The organism is Nonomuraea sp. NPDC050328, assembly GCF_044459405.1.
Lineage (GTDB): Bacteria > Actinomycetota > Actinomycetes > Streptosporangiales > Streptosporangiaceae > Nonomuraea.
Genome location: NZ_JBITIW010000001.1, coordinates 931,501 through 948,697, shown reverse-complemented (window position 1 = coordinate 948,697; position 17,197 = coordinate 931,501). Strand labels below are relative to the sequence as shown.

15 protein-coding genes and 1 pseudogene are annotated in these 17,197 nt (G+C 71.7%); 9 read left to right on the top strand and 7 right to left on the bottom strand.

The window, feature by feature from the left end:
- Positions 1 to 279: 279 nt before the first annotated feature.
- Together ACIBG7_RS04270 and ACIBG7_RS04265 are read right to left on the bottom strand one after the other, a co-directional pair.
- Positions 280 to 603, bottom strand: a complete 324-nt coding sequence (locus ACIBG7_RS04270) for an Lrp/AsnC family transcriptional regulator (protein ID WP_397335138.1) — start codon at positions 601 to 603, stop codon at positions 280 to 282.
- 3 nt (positions 604 to 606) lie between these two features.
- A pseudogene (locus ACIBG7_RS04265) lies at positions 607 to 717 on the bottom strand (AsnC family transcriptional regulator); the annotation flags it as partial.
- Between the two features lie 99 nt (positions 718 to 816).
- On the opposite strand from ACIBG7_RS04265, the gene ACIBG7_RS04260 reads away from it, so the two are divergent.
- The 7 genes from ACIBG7_RS04260 to ACIBG7_RS04230 all read left to right on the top strand — a co-directional run bounded on the left by ACIBG7_RS04260 (position 817) and on the right by ACIBG7_RS04230 (position 8,867).
- The gene (locus ACIBG7_RS04260) at positions 817 to 2,199 is read left to right on the top strand and encodes a pyridoxal phosphate-dependent decarboxylase family protein (RefSeq protein WP_397335137.1); all 1,383 of its coding nucleotides are present in this window, start codon (positions 817 to 819) and stop codon (positions 2,197 to 2,199) included.
- 52 nt (positions 2,200 to 2,251) lie between these two features.
- Entirely contained in the window at positions 2,252 to 3,250 is a 999-nt protein-coding gene (locus tag ACIBG7_RS04255) for a LacI family DNA-binding transcriptional regulator (RefSeq protein ID WP_357916005.1), read from the top strand.
- Positions 3,251 to 3,391: 141 nt separating this feature from the next.
- Entirely contained in the window at positions 3,392 to 4,648 is a 1,257-nt protein-coding gene (locus ACIBG7_RS04250; RefSeq protein WP_397335136.1) for an MFS transporter, read from the top strand.
- A gap of 84 nt (positions 4,649 to 4,732) precedes the next feature.
- Positions 4,733 to 6,208: a DUF885 family protein gene (locus ACIBG7_RS04245; RefSeq protein ID WP_397335135.1), complete on the top strand. Its 1,476-nt coding sequence runs from the start codon at positions 4,733 to 4,735 to the stop codon at positions 6,206 to 6,208.
- Positions 6,209 to 6,242: 34 nt separating this feature from the next.
- Entirely contained in the window at positions 6,243 to 7,082 is an 840-nt protein-coding gene (locus ACIBG7_RS04240; RefSeq protein ID WP_357916013.1) for an SDR family NAD(P)-dependent oxidoreductase, read from the top strand.
- Between the two features lie 51 nt (positions 7,083 to 7,133).
- Positions 7,134 to 8,684 (top strand): glutamine-hydrolyzing GMP synthase, encoded by a 1,551-nt coding sequence (guaA, locus tag ACIBG7_RS04235; protein ID WP_397335134.1) that lies wholly within the window; start codon positions 7,134 to 7,136, stop codon positions 8,682 to 8,684.
- A 21-nt stretch (positions 8,685 to 8,705) separates the two neighbouring features.
- Complete coding sequence (locus ACIBG7_RS04230; RefSeq protein ID WP_357916019.1) at positions 8,706 to 8,867, top strand: hypothetical protein; 162 nt, start codon at positions 8,706 to 8,708, stop codon at positions 8,865 to 8,867.
- A 30-nt stretch (positions 8,868 to 8,897) separates the two neighbouring features.
- Here ACIBG7_RS04230 and ACIBG7_RS04225 read toward each other — a convergent pair whose 3' ends face one another.
- From ACIBG7_RS04225 to ACIBG7_RS04210, 4 genes are all read right to left on the bottom strand, one after another.
- Positions 8,898 to 10,490 carry a hypothetical protein gene (locus ACIBG7_RS04225; protein WP_397335133.1) on the bottom strand — a complete coding sequence of 531 codons (1,593 nt, stop codon included), beginning with the start codon at positions 10,488 to 10,490 and terminating at the stop codon, positions 8,898 to 8,900.
- A gap of 79 nt (positions 10,491 to 10,569) precedes the next feature.
- Positions 10,570 to 11,244 carry a polysaccharide deacetylase family protein gene (locus ACIBG7_RS04220; RefSeq protein ID WP_357916024.1) on the bottom strand — a complete coding sequence of 225 codons (675 nt, stop codon included), beginning with the start codon at positions 11,242 to 11,244 and terminating at the stop codon, positions 10,570 to 10,572.
- Positions 11,245 to 11,288: 44 nt separating this feature from the next.
- Positions 11,289 to 11,981: a class I SAM-dependent methyltransferase gene (locus ACIBG7_RS04215; protein WP_357916027.1), complete on the bottom strand. Its 693-nt coding sequence runs from the start codon at positions 11,979 to 11,981 to the stop codon at positions 11,289 to 11,291.
- 35 nt (positions 11,982 to 12,016) lie between these two features.
- Positions 12,017 to 12,718, bottom strand: coding sequence for a class I SAM-dependent methyltransferase (locus ACIBG7_RS04210; protein WP_357916030.1), 702 nt, complete (start codon positions 12,716 to 12,718; stop codon positions 12,017 to 12,019).
- 188 nt (positions 12,719 to 12,906) lie between these two features.
- Here ACIBG7_RS04210 and ACIBG7_RS04205 point away from each other — a divergent pair, with 188 nt between their 5' ends.
- A complete protein-coding gene (locus ACIBG7_RS04205) occupies positions 12,907 to 13,497 on the top strand; it encodes an acyltransferase (RefSeq protein WP_397335132.1) in 591 nt (196 codons plus the stop codon).
- A 3-nt stretch (positions 13,498 to 13,500) separates the two neighbouring features.
- Positions 13,501 to 14,586, top strand: a complete 1,086-nt coding sequence (gene wecB, locus ACIBG7_RS04200; protein ID WP_397335131.1) for a non-hydrolyzing UDP-N-acetylglucosamine 2-epimerase — start codon at positions 13,501 to 13,503, stop codon at positions 14,584 to 14,586.
- 34 nt (positions 14,587 to 14,620) lie between these two features.
- Here the strand turns inward: wecB and ACIBG7_RS04195 are convergent, their stop codons facing one another.
- Positions 14,621 to 17,191, bottom strand: a complete 2,571-nt coding sequence (locus ACIBG7_RS04195; RefSeq protein WP_397335130.1) for a glycosyltransferase family 4 protein — start codon at positions 17,189 to 17,191, stop codon at positions 14,621 to 14,623.
- Positions 17,192 to 17,197 lie beyond the last annotated feature (6 nt).

Genomic DNA, 17,197 nt, shown 5'->3' with positions numbered 1-17,197 from the left:
GTGCCAGCCCCGCCCGCTCGCCCTCAACCGATTTCAGCGTGATCTCCGCCGCTCAAAGGGGCGGCTGAAAGGCCGCACGGGCTGCTCACTCAGAGGTGCCCGGACGCGGGCGGTCGGTTGGCCTCCACCCGGTAAGGGGGTGGCGCGGGCGGGTGGTCGGTTGGCCTCCGCCTGGTCAGAGGGCGGCCTAAGGGGGCTCGGCTGGCGGTCCGTTGGCCTCCGCCCGGTCAGCGGGTGGGCCGCAGGGGGCTCGGGGGCCTCCACCTCTCAGAGGGCGGTTCAGGGGGTGGCTGGGCGTTGGATGGGCTGGTGTTCGGTCTTGAAGATGAGCGTGGTCTGCAGGTGCACGATCTCCGGCCGCACCAGGAAGTGCTCCAGGGTCAGCCGCCGCAGGTGGTCGGCGTCCCGGACGGCGACGTGCACCAGGAAGTCCTCGGCCCCGGCGACATGGAACATGGTGATCGTCTCCGGCAACCCGAAGACGAAGGCCCGGAGCGGCTCGACGAGCTGGGTGGTGTGCGGCCGCACCCGCAACGCGAGCAGCGCCTCCAACGGCCGCCCGAGCCGGGCCAGATCCACCTCGGCACGGAAAGCGGTGATCACCCCACGCCGGCGCAACGACCGCACCCGCTCTAGCGCGGTGGACGGAGCGACCCCGAGCCGCGCGGCGAGGTCCTTGTTGGGTAGCCGAGCGTCGTTCTGCAGCTCGGCCAGAATGGCCAGATCGATCGATCCAGTTCGGCGTTATGCACCGCCCCTGCCCTCCTATTCGCCCGATCTAGCACCAGACCCCGCCACTCACTCATATTTCGGGTTATGTGGAGTATTGAGGAGTTCGTTACAGCCACCGGCATCACCGTCGAGGAACTCGCCGCCTACGTAGCGGCCAGCCAGAGCGGCACGCCCCCGGTCCTCCGCCGCCGCCCACCCCGCGAACTGGCCGAACGGCTCGGCCTCGCGGACTGGATCGCCAAGGGCGGGATGACCCCCGACACCTACCGCCCCTTCCTGCGCGACTTCCTCGCCGAGGGCACCCGTCTGCACCACCCGGGGTTCCTGGCCCACCAGACCGCCTCGCCCGACTTCCCGGCCGCGCTGGCCGACTTCGTGCACGGCACGATCAACAACCCGATGGCGATCTACGAGATGGGCGCGGCGGCGGCGACCGTCGAGTTCGAGGTGATCCGGTGGATGCTCGGCAAGGTGGGCTTCGCCGAGGGCGGGGGCGTGCTGACGCACGGCGGGTCGCTGGCCAACCTCACCGCCCTGCTCGCCGCGCGGGCGCGTGCCGTACCTGAAGCTTGGGAGGAGGGGGTGCCCGGGGACGTGGTGGTCCTCGCGCCCGAGTCCGCGCACTACTCGGTGGCCCGCTCGGTGTCGATCCTGGGGCTCGGCCGCCGGGCGATGGTGACGCTGCCGACCGACCGGCTGGGCCGCCTCGATGTCACGAGATTTCCGGACGTGGTGGATGGGAGGCTGCGCACCGGCTCCGACCAGAGCCGCCGCGTGCTGGCCCTGGTCGCCGGCGCCTGCGCGACCGGCACCGGACTCCACGACGACCTGCGCGCGATCGGCGAGTGGTGCCGCGAGCGTGGCGTGTGGTTCCACGTCGACGGCGCGCACGGCGCCTCGGCGCTGCTCAGTCCCGGCCTCCGCCACCTGCTGGACGGGGTGGAACTGGCCGATTCGGTGGTCTGGGACGCGCACAAGATGCTCCGCACCTCCTCCCTGGCGGCAGCCGTACTGACCAGAAGGGAGGCCGACCTGGACGCGGCCTTCCAGCAGGAGGCGAGCTACATCTTCTACGGCGACCAGGGCTTCGACCTGATCAACCGGACCGTCGAGTGCACCAAGGGCGGGCTGGGCCTGAAGGTCTTCCTCAACCTGGCCTGGCGCGGCGAGCACGGCCTGGGGGAGTACGTGGCCCGGCAGTACGCCACCGCGCACCGGCTGTGGGAGCTCGGGCGGGAGCGGCCCGGTTTCACCTTCCCGTACGAGCCGGAGAGCAACATCGTCTGCTTCCGCTACGGCAGCGGCGACCAGGCGGAGATCCGGGAGCGGCTGATGGCGGCCGGCGCCTTCCACCTCAGCTCGGCCGAGCTGGACGGTGTGCGGCACCTGCGGGTCTCGGTGATGGCTCCCGCGACCGGCGACGCGACGATGGAGGCCCTGCTGGACGCGGTCGAGGCGGCGGGTTGACAGGCCACCGAGAAGCGAATTATACGTATAAGCTGTTGGTAGCATGCCAGGAGTGACCGACGATATCCAACGGCGACCGCCGACCAGTGTGGATGTGGCGCGCGCCGCGGGTGTCTCCCAGGCCACCGTCTCCTACGTGTTGAACGACAACCCGAACGCCCGGGTCAGCGAGAAGACCAGGGAGCGGGTGCGGGAGGCGGCGGCCCGGCTGGGGTACGTGCCCCACGCCAGCGCCCGGGCGCTGCGCACCGGCCACAGCGGCCTGGTGCTGATGCCGTTGCCCGCCGCCCGGACCGGACGGCTGGCCGCGAGCTGGCTCGACGCCATCGGCGACGAGCTGGCCGAGCGCGGTTACACGATGGTCCACTACGGCGAGCGGCGGCTGAAGGGCGTGCCCGCGGCCAAGGTCTGGGCCGAGCTGCGCCCGGTGGCGATCCTGGTCGACACCGACCGGCTCACCCGGGCGTCGGTGGACCTGCTGCGGTCCTCCGGCACGCGGGCGGTGCTCGGCATGGGTGACGGTCCCTCCGACCTGGTGCCCTCGGTGGTCATGGACCACCGGGAGATCGGCGCGCTCGCCGCCCGCCACCTGCTCGCACGGGGCCGGAGCAGGCTGGCGGCGATCGTGCCGCGCGAGGAGGGCATCGACGAGATGGGCGCCGCCCGCTGGCGTGGCGTCCGCGAGGTCGCGCCGCAGGCCGAGCGCATCGACCTGGCCTTCTCCGAGGCCGAGGCGGGACGGCTGGCCGTACGGGACGACCTGCCCGACGGGATCTTCGCCTACAACGACGAGTACGCGATGCTGCTGATCAGCGCCTTCCAGGACGCCGGGGTCCGGGTGCCGGAGGACGTCGCGGTGGTCGGGGCCGACGACCTGCCGATCGCCAAGCTGATGCGGCCCAGGCTGACCAGCGTGGGTTTCCAGCCGACCCGCACGCCCGCCGAGCTGGTGGCGTTGCTGGACGCGGTGATCCGGGGCGAGCGGGAGTTCGAGGCGGGCGAAGTGATCACGCTGGCCCGGCCGCTGCTCGTGGCGCGCGACAGCGCCTGATCATCTCGCTACGCCGGCCGGGTGCCGCGCGGTAACAACTTGGCACGGTGCCTTGTCAGGCGTGCCCGGGCGACCTACAGTCCAGAGCAATCGTCGGGTGATACGTATCACCACGCGTTTGATCAGGAAGGTCCTGCCCCCATGAAGCAAGTGCAGGGTGCTGCTCCCCCCACGGCCGTCACTCCCGGATTCCGCCTCGGCCCGCTGTACGTGACGCTCCCGGTGGCCAACGCCGCGGTCTTCTTCCTCTGGCTCACGGTCGGCGCCTTCGTCCTGCCCGCCCACGTGCAGCGCATCACCGGGGAGAACAACGTCGCCGCGCTCGGCCTGGCCAACACCATCGGCCCGCTGCTCGCGACGATCGCCAACCCCGTCTTCGGCCAGATCTCCGACCGGACCCGCTCCCGCTTCGGCCGCCGCTCCCCGTGGATCCTCGGCTGCGTCGCCCTGGGCATCATCGCCCTGGCCGTCCAGGCCAGCGCGAGCACCGTCCTGATGCTCGGCCTGAGCTGGGCCGCGGTGCAGGCCATCATGAACGGCTACCAGGCCGCGGTCACCGCGATCCTGCCCGACCGCGTGCCCGAGCGCCGCTACGGGACCTTCTCCGGCCTGGTCGGCCTCGGCGTCCCGCTGGCCACCGTGGTCACCTCGATCGTCTTCATCGCCTACCCCGAGCTGGCCCAGGGCGGCGCGTACTACATCGTGATGGTCGTCCTGGCCGCCGCCGCGCTGCTCATCGTCTTCGGCAGCCCGGACAAGGACTCGCGGGACCTGCCGCCGCAGCCGCTCAACCTGGCCCAGTTCTTCGCCGGCTTCGTCCGCCCGCTCAAGAGCCGCGACTTCGCCTGGGCCTTCCTGTCCCGCTTCGGGGTCATGGCCGGCTACATGATCATCTTCACCTTCAACTTCTTCCTGCTGGAAGAGTTCATCGGCATTCCCAAGGGCGAGGTCGTGCAGAAGATGGGCATCCTCATGCTCATCGGCCAGGTCTCCACCATCGCCGCCGTGGTGATCGTCGGGCCGCTGTCCGACCGGGTCAACCGCTTCCGGCTCTTCGCCCTCATCGCCGGCATCGCCTCCGCGGTCTCGCTGGTCATCCCGCTGCTCATGCCGACCTTCGAAGGCATGATCATCTACAACGTGGTGCACGGCATCGCCTTCGGCATCTACGGCGCGGTGGACATGGCCCTGGTGACCAAGGTGCTGCCCAACGCGCACGAGGTCGGCAAGGACCTCGGCGTCATCAACATCGCCAACGCCGGCCCGCAGATCCTCGCCCCGGCCATCGCCGCCTTCGTCGTCCTCAACCTCGGCGGCTACGCCTCGCTCTTCATCGTCGGCATCGTCATCTCGCTGATTGCCTCGTTCGGGGTGATGAAGATCAAGGGCGTCCGCTAGAGCCCGCGCGCGAGCCCGGCCACCGCCCGTGGCCGGGCTCGTCCCCGCCGGTACGGCAGGCGCCGGAGGGCATACCGTCGGGGCATGACCGAACTCGACGCGCGCCTGCGCGCAGCCGCCGACCTGATGGTGCCCGAGGCCAGGGAGCACGGCGGCCGGCACGAATACGACGGCCGGATCCAGGACCTCTCACCCGAGGGCGTCCGGGCGGGCCTGGCGCGGCTCGGCCAGGGCGAGGCGCCCGCCGACCCCTACGACGCCGCCCACCTGGAGGTCTTCGAGGAGGCCTTCCGCGTGCAGTACGGCGAACTCGGCCTGCACCGCAAGAACCCCCTGATCCACGCGAGCAACCTCGACCTGGCCTGCTACGACCGCGAGTACGCCCCCGAGGCCGAGCGGGCGGCGGCGAAGGCGGCCCACCTGGCGCGCTGGCCCGAGGCGGTCGACATGGCCATCGCCTCGCTCGACGAGGTGAGCGCCCCGGTGGCCCGGGCGACGCTCGGCGCGGTGCGCGGCCTGGCGGCCGGGATCACCGACCCGGCGGCGCTGGCCGCCCACGCCCGGCTGGTCGAGCACGTCGCGCACGCCGCCGAGCACGGCCCGGCCGACGCCTCGCTCGGCGCCCCGGCGCTGGCCCGCCTGATGGGGGCGAGCGAGGGGCTGGAGGTGGACCTCGGCGCGCTGGCCGCGCGGGCCGACGCCGAGCGCGACCGGCTCATGGCCCGCCTGGCCGAGTCCTGCCGCCGGCTGGGCCGCGACGGCGACCCGCTGGACGTCGCCCGCGACCTGGTGAAGCAGCACCCGGACGCCGACGGCGTCATCGAGGCGGCCCGCGCCGGCACCGAGGCGGCGATCGCCTTCACCCGGGAGAAGGACCTGGTCCCCTTCCACGACGGCGAGTGCCGGGTGGGCCTGGCGCCGGAGTCGCGGCGCTGGGCGATGGCGATGATGAGCTGGAACGCGCCGGGCGAGCCGGAGGGCCCGTCCTGGTACTACATCACCCCGCCGGAGCCGACCTGGTCCCGCCAGGAGCAGGACGAGTGGCTGGAGGTGTTCAGCGACACCACGCTCCCGGCCATCAACGTGCACGAGGTCGCGCCCGGCCACTTCTCGCACGGCCGCGCGCTGCGGCACGTCTCCTCCGACGTGCGGCGCCTGCTGCTGTCCAGCTCCTTCGCCGAGGGCTGGGCGCACTACGGCGAGGAGCTCTGCGTCGAGCAGGGCTTCCAGGACGGTGACCCGCGCTTCGAGATCGGCGTCTGGCTGGAGGCGCTCATCCGGGTGACCCGGCTGGCCTGCGCGATCGGCGTGCACACCGGGCAGATGACGGTCGAGGAGGGCGCGCGCCGCTTCGAGAGCGACACGCACCTCGCCGGTCCCGCCGCGCTGTCGGAGGCCCGCCGGGCCACCTTCGACCCGACCTACGGCCGCTACACCTGGGGCAAGCTGCTGATCATGGACCTCCGCGAGCGGGCGAAGGGCCGGTCGCTGAAGGAGTTCCACACCGCGATGCTGGAGCTGGGCTCGCCGCCGCTTGGCTTGCTGGACCGGATCCTCTAACGTCGTCCCCAAGCGTGCGCTTGGGAGGCGTGGGATGCGAGAGCTCTCCGGCAGGGTCGCGGTGATCACCGGCGCGGCGAGTGGCATCGGCAGGGCCCTGGCCCTGCGCCTCGGGGCGGAGGGCATGACGCTCATGCTCGCCGACGTCGAACCGGGCGGTCTGGCCGAGACGGCCGCCCTGGTCGAGAAGGCCTCGGCGGTGAAGGCGCTGACGCAGATCACCGACGTCTCCGACAGCGCGGCCGTCCACCACCTGGCCGACCGCACCTTCGGCGAGCTGGGCGCGGTGCACGTGCTGTGCAACAACGCCGGCGTCTTCCAGGGCGGGCGCATGTGGACGCGGGAGCCCGAGGACTTCGCCTGGCTGCTCGGCGTCAACCTGTGGGGCGTGCTGCACGGCATCCACGCCTTCGTGCCGAGGATGATCCAGCAGGACAGCGAGGGGCACATCGTCAACACCGTGTCCATCTCGGGGCTGTTCGCCGCGCCGTACTCCGGGGCCTACTCGGTCAGCAAGTACGCCGCCTTCGCCGCCTCGCAGTCGCTCGCCCAGGACCTGGCGCTGGCCGGCAGCAAGCTGCGGGTGACCGCGTTGTGCCCCGGCGGGGTCCGCACCGCCATCGCCAGCTCCGAGCGGGTGCGCCCGCCGGAGCTGGCCACCGGCCGCACGCCCGACGAGCGCGACGGCAACGAGATCATCGGCGGCATCGTCGAGCGGGGCATCGAGCCCGAGCGGGTCGCCGGGCAGGTCGTCGAGGCGATCCGCGAGGAACGCTTCCTCCTGCTGACCCATCCGGGCTACCCGGCGGGCCTGCGCGAGCAGACCGAAGCCCTGCTGGCCGGAGGACTGCCACCGCTGCCCAGGTACGAATGACGCGCCGATACACTGGGGACACCGCATCCACCTTGCTTGGGGGTCTTCTCGGTGTCTGAGTTCGACACAGTGCTCGTGGTCGACTTCGGTGCGCAGTATGCGCAGCTCATCGCCCGGCGGGTGCGCGAATGCCACGTCTATTCGGAGATCGTGCCCTCGACGATGCCGGTCTCCGAGATGCTCGCCAAGAAGCCCAAGGCGATCATCCTGTCCGGCGGCCCCTCCTCGGTCTACGCCGAGGGCGCGCCGGCCGCCCCCGAGGGCCTGTTCGAGACCGGGGTGCCGACGCTCGGCATCTGCTACGGCTTCCAGGTGATGGCCCAGTCGCTGGGCGGCGAGGTGGCCCGCACCGGCACCGCCGAGTACGGCGGCACCGCGCTCGACGTCACCCGCGAGGGCGTGCTGTTCGCCGGCCTGCCGGCCAAGCAGAAGGTCTGGATGTCGCACGGCGACAGCGTCTCGGCCGCCCCGGTCGGCTTCATCGTCACCGCCTCCACCGCCGAGACCCCCGTCGCCGCCTTCGAGTCGAGCGACCGCGGCCTGTACGGCGTGCAGTTCCACCCCGAGGTGCTCCACTCCGAGCACGGCCAGACCGTCCTCAAGCACTTCCTCGAGGCCGCCGGCTGCCGCCCGAACTGGACCATGCTCAACATCGTCGAGGACGCCGTCGAGGCGGTCCGCCGGCAGGTCGGCCCCGAGGGCCGCGCGATCTGCGCGCTGTCCGGCGGCGTCGACTCCGCGGTCGCCGCCGCGATCGTGCAGCGCGCCATCGGCGACCGGCTGACCTGCGTCTTCGTGGACCACGGCCTGCTGCGCAAGGGCGAGGCCGAGCAGGTCGAGCGCGACTTCGTCGCGGTCACCGGGGTCAAGCTCCGCGTCGTCGACGCCGCCGACCGCTTCCTGAAGGCGCTCGACGGGGTGACCGACCCCGAGGAGAAGCGCAAGATCATCGGTCGCGAGTTCATCCGCGTCTTCGAGGACGAGCAGCGCGCCATCCTGGCCGACGGCCCGGTCGACTTCCTGGTGCAGGGCACCCTCTACCCCGACGTGGTCGAGTCCGGCGGCGGCACCGGCACCGCCAACATCAAGTCCCACCACAACGTCGGCGGCCTGCCCGAGGACCTGCAGTTCCAGCTCGTCGAGCCGCTGCGCACGCTGTTCAAGGACGAGGTGCGCCGGGCCGGCGAGGAGCTCGGCCTGCCCGCCGCGATGGTCTGGCGCCAGCCCTTCCCCGGCCCCGGCCTGGGCATCCGCATCGTCGGCGCGGTCACCCGCGAGCGGCTCGACCTGCTGCGCGAGGCCGACGCCATCGCCCGCGAGGAGCTGTCGCGGGCCGGGCTCGACCGGGAGATCTGGCAGTGCCCGGTGGTGCTGCTGGCCGACGTGCGCTCGGTCGGCGTCCAGGGTGACGGGCGCACCTACGGGCACCCCGTGGTGCTGCGGCCGGTGACGTCCGAGGACGCGATGACCGCCGACTGGGCCCGCGTTCCCTACGACGTGCTGTCGCGGATCTCCACCCGGATCACCAACGAGGTCCGTGAGGTCAACCGGGTCGTCGTCGACGTGACGAGCAAGCCCCCGGGCACCATCGAGTGGGAGTAGCCTGGCAAGGGAGGAGGCACCATGCGGAGCTTCGTCCCTTGGCTGGCGATCGGCGTGGCGGCGGCCGTGACCGTCGTCGCGGTGGTGCTGGGCTGGCTGGTGGTCGTGGTCAACTGGGCGGCAGCCCTGGTGATCGCGGCCCTGCTCGGCCTGCTGGTCAGTGTCCGGATCCATCGGCACTGACCGTTTTCGCCGCCTTGCTCGCGCCCTGGTTCAGGGCCGGGCGTCCTGGCGCTGCGGGTGCCACACCACGCGGCGCGACACCAGCCAGTCTCGGCGTGCCCCGGGAGCGCGCGTGGCTCGGCGGGCCTGGTGAGGAGCGCGCCACAACAGCACCTGCCCGCCGGTGACCGGCAACCGGCGCCAGTGCTGCGAGCCGGCCGGCTCCTTCAGGGGCAGAGGTTCGGGCCTCGGCTGCGGTACGGCAAGCGGTACCCCGCCGGTGGTGCGCCTGGCCCGGCGGCGGCGGATCAGCTCGGCGGTGCTGGAAACCAGCAGCGGCAGCAGCAACATCCCGATGAAGATCGGCGAGGCCATGTAGCGGAAGTCCTGCGCCGAGATGTTGGCCAGCACCGCGAGCTGCTGCCCCATGACGATCGCCCCGGCCGCCAGCACCGCCCGCCGCCGGCGCACGATCGCGGCCAGCCCGAGCGCGAGGTAGGTCAGGTAGCTCCACAACGCGCCGCGCCACATCAGCCAGTCGAGCCGGTAGGTCAGGTCCAGCCAGGAGTAGGCGGCGCCGTACAGGCCGGGGAAGCCGGTGCGCAGCGTGAAGACCTCGCGGCCGGGGAAGTCGGTGACCTTGTCCGGCCCGACGTACTCGTCGGCGGTCGGGCGGCGCGAGAAGTGGTAGGTGAGCCCGCCCTCCGCCTCGGCGTCGGCCGCGATCCGCCAGGCGATGGCGCCCCGGCACAACCGCGCGTCGATCACCTGACCGGGGCTTTCCAGCAGCAGCCGCTTCCACATGTTCAGCAGCTCGGCCGAGTGCACCTCGGCCTGCTGCCAGCTGAAGTCCTTGCGCCAGATGAGCGGGTTGACCGTCGCGCAGGAGCCGCCCTGCCACCAGCGCGAGAGCGGCGCCACCTGGCTGAGCACCTCGACCTCGCGCGGCTGGAAGCGCCCCGGGCGCTCGTGGAAGGCGTAGGCCAGGTCGGCGAAGGCGGTGTGGTAGACGTAGGTCGCCGACGGGGCGGTGATGCCGACCGCGGGGAAGGCCACGTTGTTCAGTCCGAGCGGGATCACCGCGGCGACCAGGCCGGTCAGCGCCAGCCGTACCCGCATGGTCCTGACCACGAGCAGCAGCACGACGACGGCGACGGCCACGACCAGGAAGCCGTTGGCGCGGAAGAGCCCCAGGCCGACGAAGAGCGCGCCAAGCACCAGCAGGTTGCGGCGATCGAGGCCGCGGCAGGCCACCGCGGCGATGGTGATCGCGCAGATGGTGAACGGCACGTCCTTCCACAACGCCACCGTGAACGCGCCGACCGGCGGCAGCAGCGGGAGCACGATCGCCAGCACGGTCGTGCTGCGCGGCGGCGAGCCGAGGCGTTTGAGGGACTGCGCGAGGAAGGTGAGGGCCGCCGCCATCGCGGTGGTCTGGAGCAGGGTGACCGCGCCGAGGTCGCCGGTCACGGTGAAGCTGAGCCACATCAGCGCGTCGTAGAGCACCGAGTGGTCGCTCACCCAGGGGCCGGCCAGCGTGTGGCTGAGGTACAGCACCGAGTCGCGGCTGAACAGGCCGGGGTAGAAGGCCGCCCACCACAACAGCAAGATCGCCTGAATCGCGGCAAAGGTCGCGAAAGACACCCTGGCGTTCTTGCTCACTGTCGTCCCACCCCTGTAGCGCTCCATCCCCACAGGGGCGCTCTACCGCATTCTGCCGCTTTTATGGATATTTCTCGCCAGGCGCCAGCTTGCGCTCACCGAGCAGCGTCGACACCGTCACCAGGTGGAAACCCCGCTTCTTCAGCTCGGCCAGCACCTCCGGCATCGCGGCCACGGTCTGCGGCACCGGGTCGTGCATCAGGATGACCGCGTTGCGCTTGGCCAGCTTGAGCACCTTGTTCCTGATCCGCTCGGTGTCCCGGATGCTCCAGTCCAGGCTGGTGGCCGTCCACTTCACCTGCGCCAGGTCCTGGAGGTAGGCCTCGTGCAGCACGCGGTCGTCACTGTGCCCGTACGGCGGGCGGAAGTACTTGGGGCGGACCCCGGTGGCCGCCTTGATCGCCTGCTGGGTCACCGCCAGCTCGTCGGCGATGGCCTCGTCGTCGAGCGAGGTCAGGCTCGGGTGGGAGTAGGTGTGGTTGCCCACCTCGTGCTTGTCCGCCACGATCTGCCTGGCCAGCGCGGGATCCCGCTCGACCGCCCGGCCGACCAGGAAGAACGTCGCCTTGGCCTTCGCCTTCTTGAACGTCTTCAGCAACTCGCCCGTGCGCTTGCCCGGCCCGTCGTCGAAGGTCAGCGCGATGCACTTGACCTTGGAACAGTCGACCGCCGCCTGGGTGGCCGGGTGCAGGGGTGTCGCCGCGAGCACGAGCGCCAGTAGTCCTTGTCCGATCACGGGCGCCATTGTGTCAAGGTTTGCCCCCGCTCAGGTAAACGGTCTCAGGGTTTGTGCGCCCGGAGGAACAACGTCACCCCGGGCAGGCCCTTCACCGGCAGGTAGCGCTCCAGCGTGATGATCGCGGTGAGCCCGGCGTTGACCAGGCCGGACAGCTCCTCCAGGTCGCTGCCGGTGGAGCGCTTGCGGCGCAGGACCACCACGGGCCGCAGCAGGACGTTCCACGACCACACCCGCTCGACCACCAGCCCGGCGCCGGTGACCACGCGGACCAGCTCGTCCTTGGCGTAGCGGCGGACGTGCCCCACCGCCTCGTCGTGCGCCGACCACAACGCCATGTCGCACGGCACCGCGATCAGCGCCGTGCCGCCCGGCCGGAGCACCCGGGCGATCTCGGCCGCCACCCGGTCGTCCTCCTCGATGTGCTCCAGCACGTCGAAGGCGGTCACCAGGTCGGCCTCGCCGTCCTCGAAGGGCAGCTTCCGGGCGTCGGCCTGGACCGCGTCGAGCCCGCGCTCGCGCGCGACCTCCACCGCCAGGTCGGAGAAGTCCGTCGCGGTGGCCCGCCAGCCGGCCTTCGCGATCACCCGGGTGTTGCCGCCCCCGGCCGCGCCGATGTCGACCGCCCGGCCGGGCTTGAGCGACCTGAGCTCCTTGCGAAGGATCGCCCGGCGCTCGCGGTACCACCAGTGGGTCTCTTCGAGCTGGACGAGGCGGCGGATCTCGGTAGTTTCCACGCGACAGCTTTCCTAGCGGTGAGGGGGACCCCAGGCTATCGTGCGGCCTTCCGGAAGACCCGCAGGTCGTTGCCGTAGACCACGCGGTGGGCGGTCTTCGCCACCTCCACCGTCAGCCCGTTCTCGGCCGCCCACCCCTCCACCTCGGCCACCGGGATCGGGTAGATCCACTCCCGGGCGATGATCAGGTCGTGCACGCGGCAGAAGAAGTTGCGCCAGCGCGGCCGCAGGCTCATGTCCTTGTAGATGAAGATCCCACCCGGTCGTACGGCTCGGCAGGCCTTGTCGAAGACCTCGCGCTGGCTGGCCACCGGCACGTGGTGGATCACGTCCTGCATGCTGACCACGTCGAACTGCCGGTCCGGCCACTCCCGCCTGGCGTCGCGGTGCTCGTAGTGCAGGGTCGAGCCGCTGCCGGCCAGATGCTTGGTCATCTCCTGGGCCAGCCCGATCGCCACCTCGGACGGGTCGAACCCGTGCCCCTCGATCTCCCGCCCCCGCGCCGCCATCAACGCCAGCGACAGCCCCGAGCCGCACCCGATGTCCAGCACGCTGGACCCCTTGGGCACGAACCCCACGACCTCCTCGAACGGGCACACCAGCACGCGCAGCCGCTGCTTCAGCCGCAGGGCCTTGGGAGCGTCTACGTACAACCGCCACGCGTCGTCCAGGAGCAGGCGGCGGTCGAACACCTCGGTGCCCAGCGGGAGCGGAGCGGCGGACGGGTGAGAGGACACGGACTCTCTCCTGAGCTCGGAAGCAGGCTGATGGGATCGGACGCTACCGCCCCTGCCCGCACTCCGTCGACACGACTGCCCGGCGTCCCCCTCGCGGCTCCGCAAAGGCGGTGCAATTCCGGGATCGGTAAACGAGGGCGCGGATACAATTCCCGAGTTTCTGATTCCGAGGGGAGCGGTATTCCGAGATGATTCTCGCCGATAATGCGCAGATATCAGCCGAAGCCCGCTTGGGCGAAGGTGTGCGCGTCTGGGATCTCGCGCAGATCAGGGAAGGCGCCGTCCTGGGCGACGGGTGCGTGGTCGGCCGGGGGGCCTACGTCGGGGCGGGGGTGCGGATCGGGCGGAACGTGAAGATCCAGAATCACGCCCTGGTGTACGAGCCGGCCGAGCTGGGTGACGGGGTGTTCATCGGCCCGGCGGTCGTGCTCACCAACGATCACAACCCGCGGGCGGTCGCCCCGGACGGCCGGTTGAAGGGCGGCGACGACTGGATCCAGGTGGGCGTGAGCATCGCGGAGGGCGCCTCCATCGGGGCGAGGGCGGTGTGCGTGGCGCCGGTGCGGATCGGGCGGTGGGCGATGGTGGCCGCCGGCGCGGTGGTGACGCGGGACGTGCCGGACTACGCGCTGGTGGCCGGGGTGCCGGCCAAGCGGATCGGCTGGGTGGGCCGGCACGGCACCCGGCTGGTGGAGCAGGAGGACGGGACCTGGCTGTGCCCGGTCATGTCCGAGGTTTATCGGGCCGATGAATCTGGCCTTTCTCTGATCGGGGGATAAAGCGTGAAAATTCTTAGCGTGGTGGGCGCCCGGCCCCAACTGGTGAAATTGGCGCCCGTCGCCCAGGCGCTGGAAAAAGCCGGGCACGAACATCTCGTCGTGCACACCGGCCAGCATTACGACGCCGACCTGTCGGAGGTGTTCTTCGCCGGCCTGAGCCTGCCCGCCCCGCACGTGAACCTCGGCGTGGGCTCCGGCGGCCACGGCGCGCAGACCGGCCAGATCCTCTCCGCCATGGACACCGTCCTGGAGGCCGAGCGCCCCGACTGGGTGCTCGTCTACGGCGACACCAACTCGACGCTGGCCGGGACGCTGTCCGCGGTCAAGCTGCACCTGCCGGTGGCGCACCTGGAGGCGGGGCTGCGTTCCTTCAACCGGCGGATGCCGGAGGAGCACAACCGGGTCCTCACCGACCACGCCGCCGACCTGCTGCTCGCGCCGACCGAGGAGGCCATGCGGCACCTGGCCGCCGAGGGGCTCGCGGCCCGCTCCGTGCTGGTCGGCGACGTGATGGTGGACGTCTGCCACCAGGTCAGGGACGCGCTGCTCGCCCAGCCGGCCGTGCCCGCGCTGCCGGAGGGTCTCGACCCGGGCGAGCCGTACCTGCTGTGCACGGTGCACCGGGCGGAGAACACCGACTCGGCCGAGCGGCTCGGCCGGATCGCCGACGCGCTGGCCGACCTGCCGGTCCAGGTGGCGCTGCTGGCCCACCCGCGGCTGCTGGCCAGGGCCGAGCAGCACGGGGTGAAGCTGGAGCGCGGGGCCGTCCGCGTGGGACGGCCGCTGCCGTACGCGGGGATGGTCGCGGCGGTCATGGGGTCGGCGGGGGTGGTCACCGACTCGGGCGGGCTGCAGAAGGAGGCGTTCCTGCTGGAGCGGCCGTGCACCACGGTCCGCACCGAGACCGAGTGGCCGGAGACGCTGGCCGACGGGTGGAACGTGCTCGTGCCCGACCCAACTGAGCTGGGCCGGGCGCAGTGGGCCGCGACGGTGATGCGCCCGGCGCCCACCGCGCCGCGCGCCGCCCCCTACGGAAGCGGCGACGCGGCCCGGCGGGCGGTGGAGATCCTGGCCCAGCGCCTGCCCTGAGCGGTCAGGCGGCCTCCTCACCTGCCCTGAGCGGTCAGCTGAGGAAGTCGGCCAGCGCCCGTGCCGTCCACGTGCCGTCGTGGTAGGTGCGGGCGTACTTCGCCGACTCGATGCCGATGGCGCTCGTCCCCTGCGGGTCGGCGACGAGCGCCTCCAGGGTCTCGCCGAGGGTGGCCACGGTGGCGCTGACGATGGGCGGGCGTGCGGTGCCGGTGACGTCCGTGTGGTCGTTCACGTAGGCGATGACCGGCTTGCCGGCCGCCATGCCCTCGCAGGCGAAGGTGCCGTAACTGCCGATCATGAACTGGTCGACGACGATGTCCGCCTCGTGCACCAGGTCGCGCATCTGCGTCCAGGTGACCTGCTCGGCCAGCCGGAAGTCGATGACGCCGCGCTCGTGCAGGTCGGTCAGCACGGGCAGGATGCGGTCGGTGCCCTTCTTCCACCGGCGCGAGGGCGCGTGCACCACGATGGGCCGCGCCCGCTCCATCACCGGCCGGTCGCACGCCCAGGCGTCCACGTCCACGACCAGCGGCGCCCAGGTCGCGGTGGGCAGGTCGGCCAGCAGGTCGGGCGTGGTCACGAAGAGCGGCAGCCCCGACTCGACGGCGATCCGCGCGTTGCGCTCGGTCATCCTGGCCAGCTTCTCCACCGAGTCGGCGGGCGCGTCCTGGAACAACGAGAACTCGTGCCGCGCCAGGTGCCGGACCGGGTGCCGGATCTCGCTGCCGTGGGCCAGCAGCGCGACCTTGATGCCGGCCTGCTGGAGCGCCGGCAGGTCGCCCTCGATGCTGTCGCCGTTGAGCCGGCCCAGGACCGGCAGGAAGCCGTCGGCGATGAAGTGCGTGAAGCGGCCGATGATGCGCTGGATCTGCTCGGCCTGGCAGGCCGGGTCGCCGAGCCGCGCCGGGTTCACGTAGACGTCGGCCGGATAGTTGAAGGAGCTGTTCGGCTTGCGGTACATCAGCACCTCCGCCGACACGTCCTGGCGCCGGGCGGTCAGCGCGCCGGCGAAGGCGGCGAGCTGGCCCGCGTAGTTCGCCGGGCCGAGCCCGAGCCGGATGGGCGTCTCGCCGAGCCCGGCCCACGTCTCGTGCTCGCCGCGCGTGCGGACCTCGGGGGCGTCCCACGGGACGACCTCGGCCGGGGCGGACGGCTCCTCGCGGGCCAGCTCGCGGTAGAGCCGCAGCAGCCCGGCGCTCTGGTGCTCCCAGGACAGCTCGTCGAGCACCTCGTCGGAGATGCCCGCCACCAGCTCCGTCCGCCGGTCGAGGGCCCGCTGGACGGCCTGCGCGAAGGTGACCGGGTCGCCGGAGACGAACACCTCGCCGACCTGGTGCTCGGTGACGTAGGCGGAGGCGGTGCGGACGTCGCTGACCACCACCGGCAGGCCGGCGTGCAGGTACTCGGCCAGCTTGGTCGGCAGCGACATCTCGTAGTTGGGGGAGCGGCGCGAGCAGATCAGCCCGACGTCGGCCGTGGACAGGTACTGGGTGACCTCGGCCTGCGGCACGTAGGGCACCACGTGCACGCGGTCGCGCACGCCCAGCTTGCCCGCCTGCGACAGCAGCTCGTCGAGCAACTGGTTGGCCCGCCCCGAGACGATCGCCAGGTGCACGCCGGGCAGCGCGGGCAGCGCCTCGACGGCGGTGTCCACCCCGCGCTCGACGTCCAGCCAGCCGGAGTAGACCAGCAGCGGCGTGGAGTCCGGCAGCTCGCACGCGGCCCGCACGCTGGCCTCGGACTCGGCCAGGCCCTCGGTCTCCCGGATCGGCGTGTTGCGCACGACCAGCGGCAGTGCGGGCAGCCGGTACTCCCGGCGCAGGGTCTCGGCGATCTCCGGCGAGACCGTCACCACGGCGTCGGCCCGGTGGATGAACTCCGCCTCCAGCGCGTTGTAGGCGGCCTCGCGCTGCGGGTTCTTCCAGTCGACGCCGCGGACGTACTCGTGCGCGTCGTACAGCCAGCGGCACTCGTGGCCCTTGAGCCGCATCCGCGCGGCGCTGTGCGCGGCGACCCCGATCATGGTGATGTCGTTGGCGTGGATCACGTCCGGCTGCAGCTTCTCCAGGGCCCGGCCGAAGGCCAGGTCGAGGTCGAGCAGCTCCGGCATGTCCTTGCGCCAGTCGCCCGTCACCCGGTCGGTCCGCTCGCGCTGCTGCTCCCACTGGAACAGCCGCACCCGGTCGCGATGCACCCGCTTGGCCACTTGGAGCAGCAGCCGCGTGCTCTTGCGGGTGAGCAGGGGAGTGAGCCCCCGCTGCTGGTAGGTCCAGCCGATCTCGGCGGTCTTCTCCCGCAGCCAGGCCCGGTAGGCGTGCCGGTACTCCTCCAGCGACCGCTCGTCGGGCAGTCCCCACTGCGTGATGCGGGCGCGCAGGCCGCGCTGGTCCTTCTTCCGGTTCTTGGCCCGCCGCCGCATCTGCGGGCCCACCGTGATCCGGAGCACCTCGACGGGGCCCATGGTGGCACGCTCGGCCTGGCCGCTGGTGCTGCGGCCGATGAGGGTGACCTCCCAGCCGTCACGCGCGGCGGCCAGGGCGGTCTTCTGGACGCGGGAGTCGCCCGTGATGGAGTTTCCGACGATGACGGCAAGTCTTGGCACGAAGAG

Excerpts from the sequence above, each read along its gene's own strand:
- ACIBG7_RS04260 (WP_397335137.1), top strand. The coding sequence starts at position 817 with ATGTGGAGTATTGAGGAGTTCGTTACAGCCACCGGCATCACCGTCGAG.
- ACIBG7_RS04250 (WP_397335136.1), top strand. The coding sequence starts at position 3,392 with ATGAAGCAAGTGCAGGGTGCTGCTCCCCCCACGGCCGTCACTCCCGGA.
- ACIBG7_RS04245 (WP_397335135.1), top strand. The coding sequence starts at position 4,733 with ATGACCGAACTCGACGCGCGCCTGCGCGCAGCCGCCGACCTGATGGTG.
- ACIBG7_RS04240 (WP_357916013.1), top strand. The coding sequence starts at position 6,243 with ATGCGAGAGCTCTCCGGCAGGGTCGCGGTGATCACCGGCGCGGCGAGT.
- ACIBG7_RS04230 (WP_357916019.1), top strand. The coding sequence starts at position 8,706 with ATGCGGAGCTTCGTCCCTTGGCTGGCGATCGGCGTGGCGGCGGCCGTG.
- ACIBG7_RS04205 (WP_397335132.1), top strand. The coding sequence starts at position 12,907 with ATGATTCTCGCCGATAATGCGCAGATATCAGCCGAAGCCCGCTTGGGC.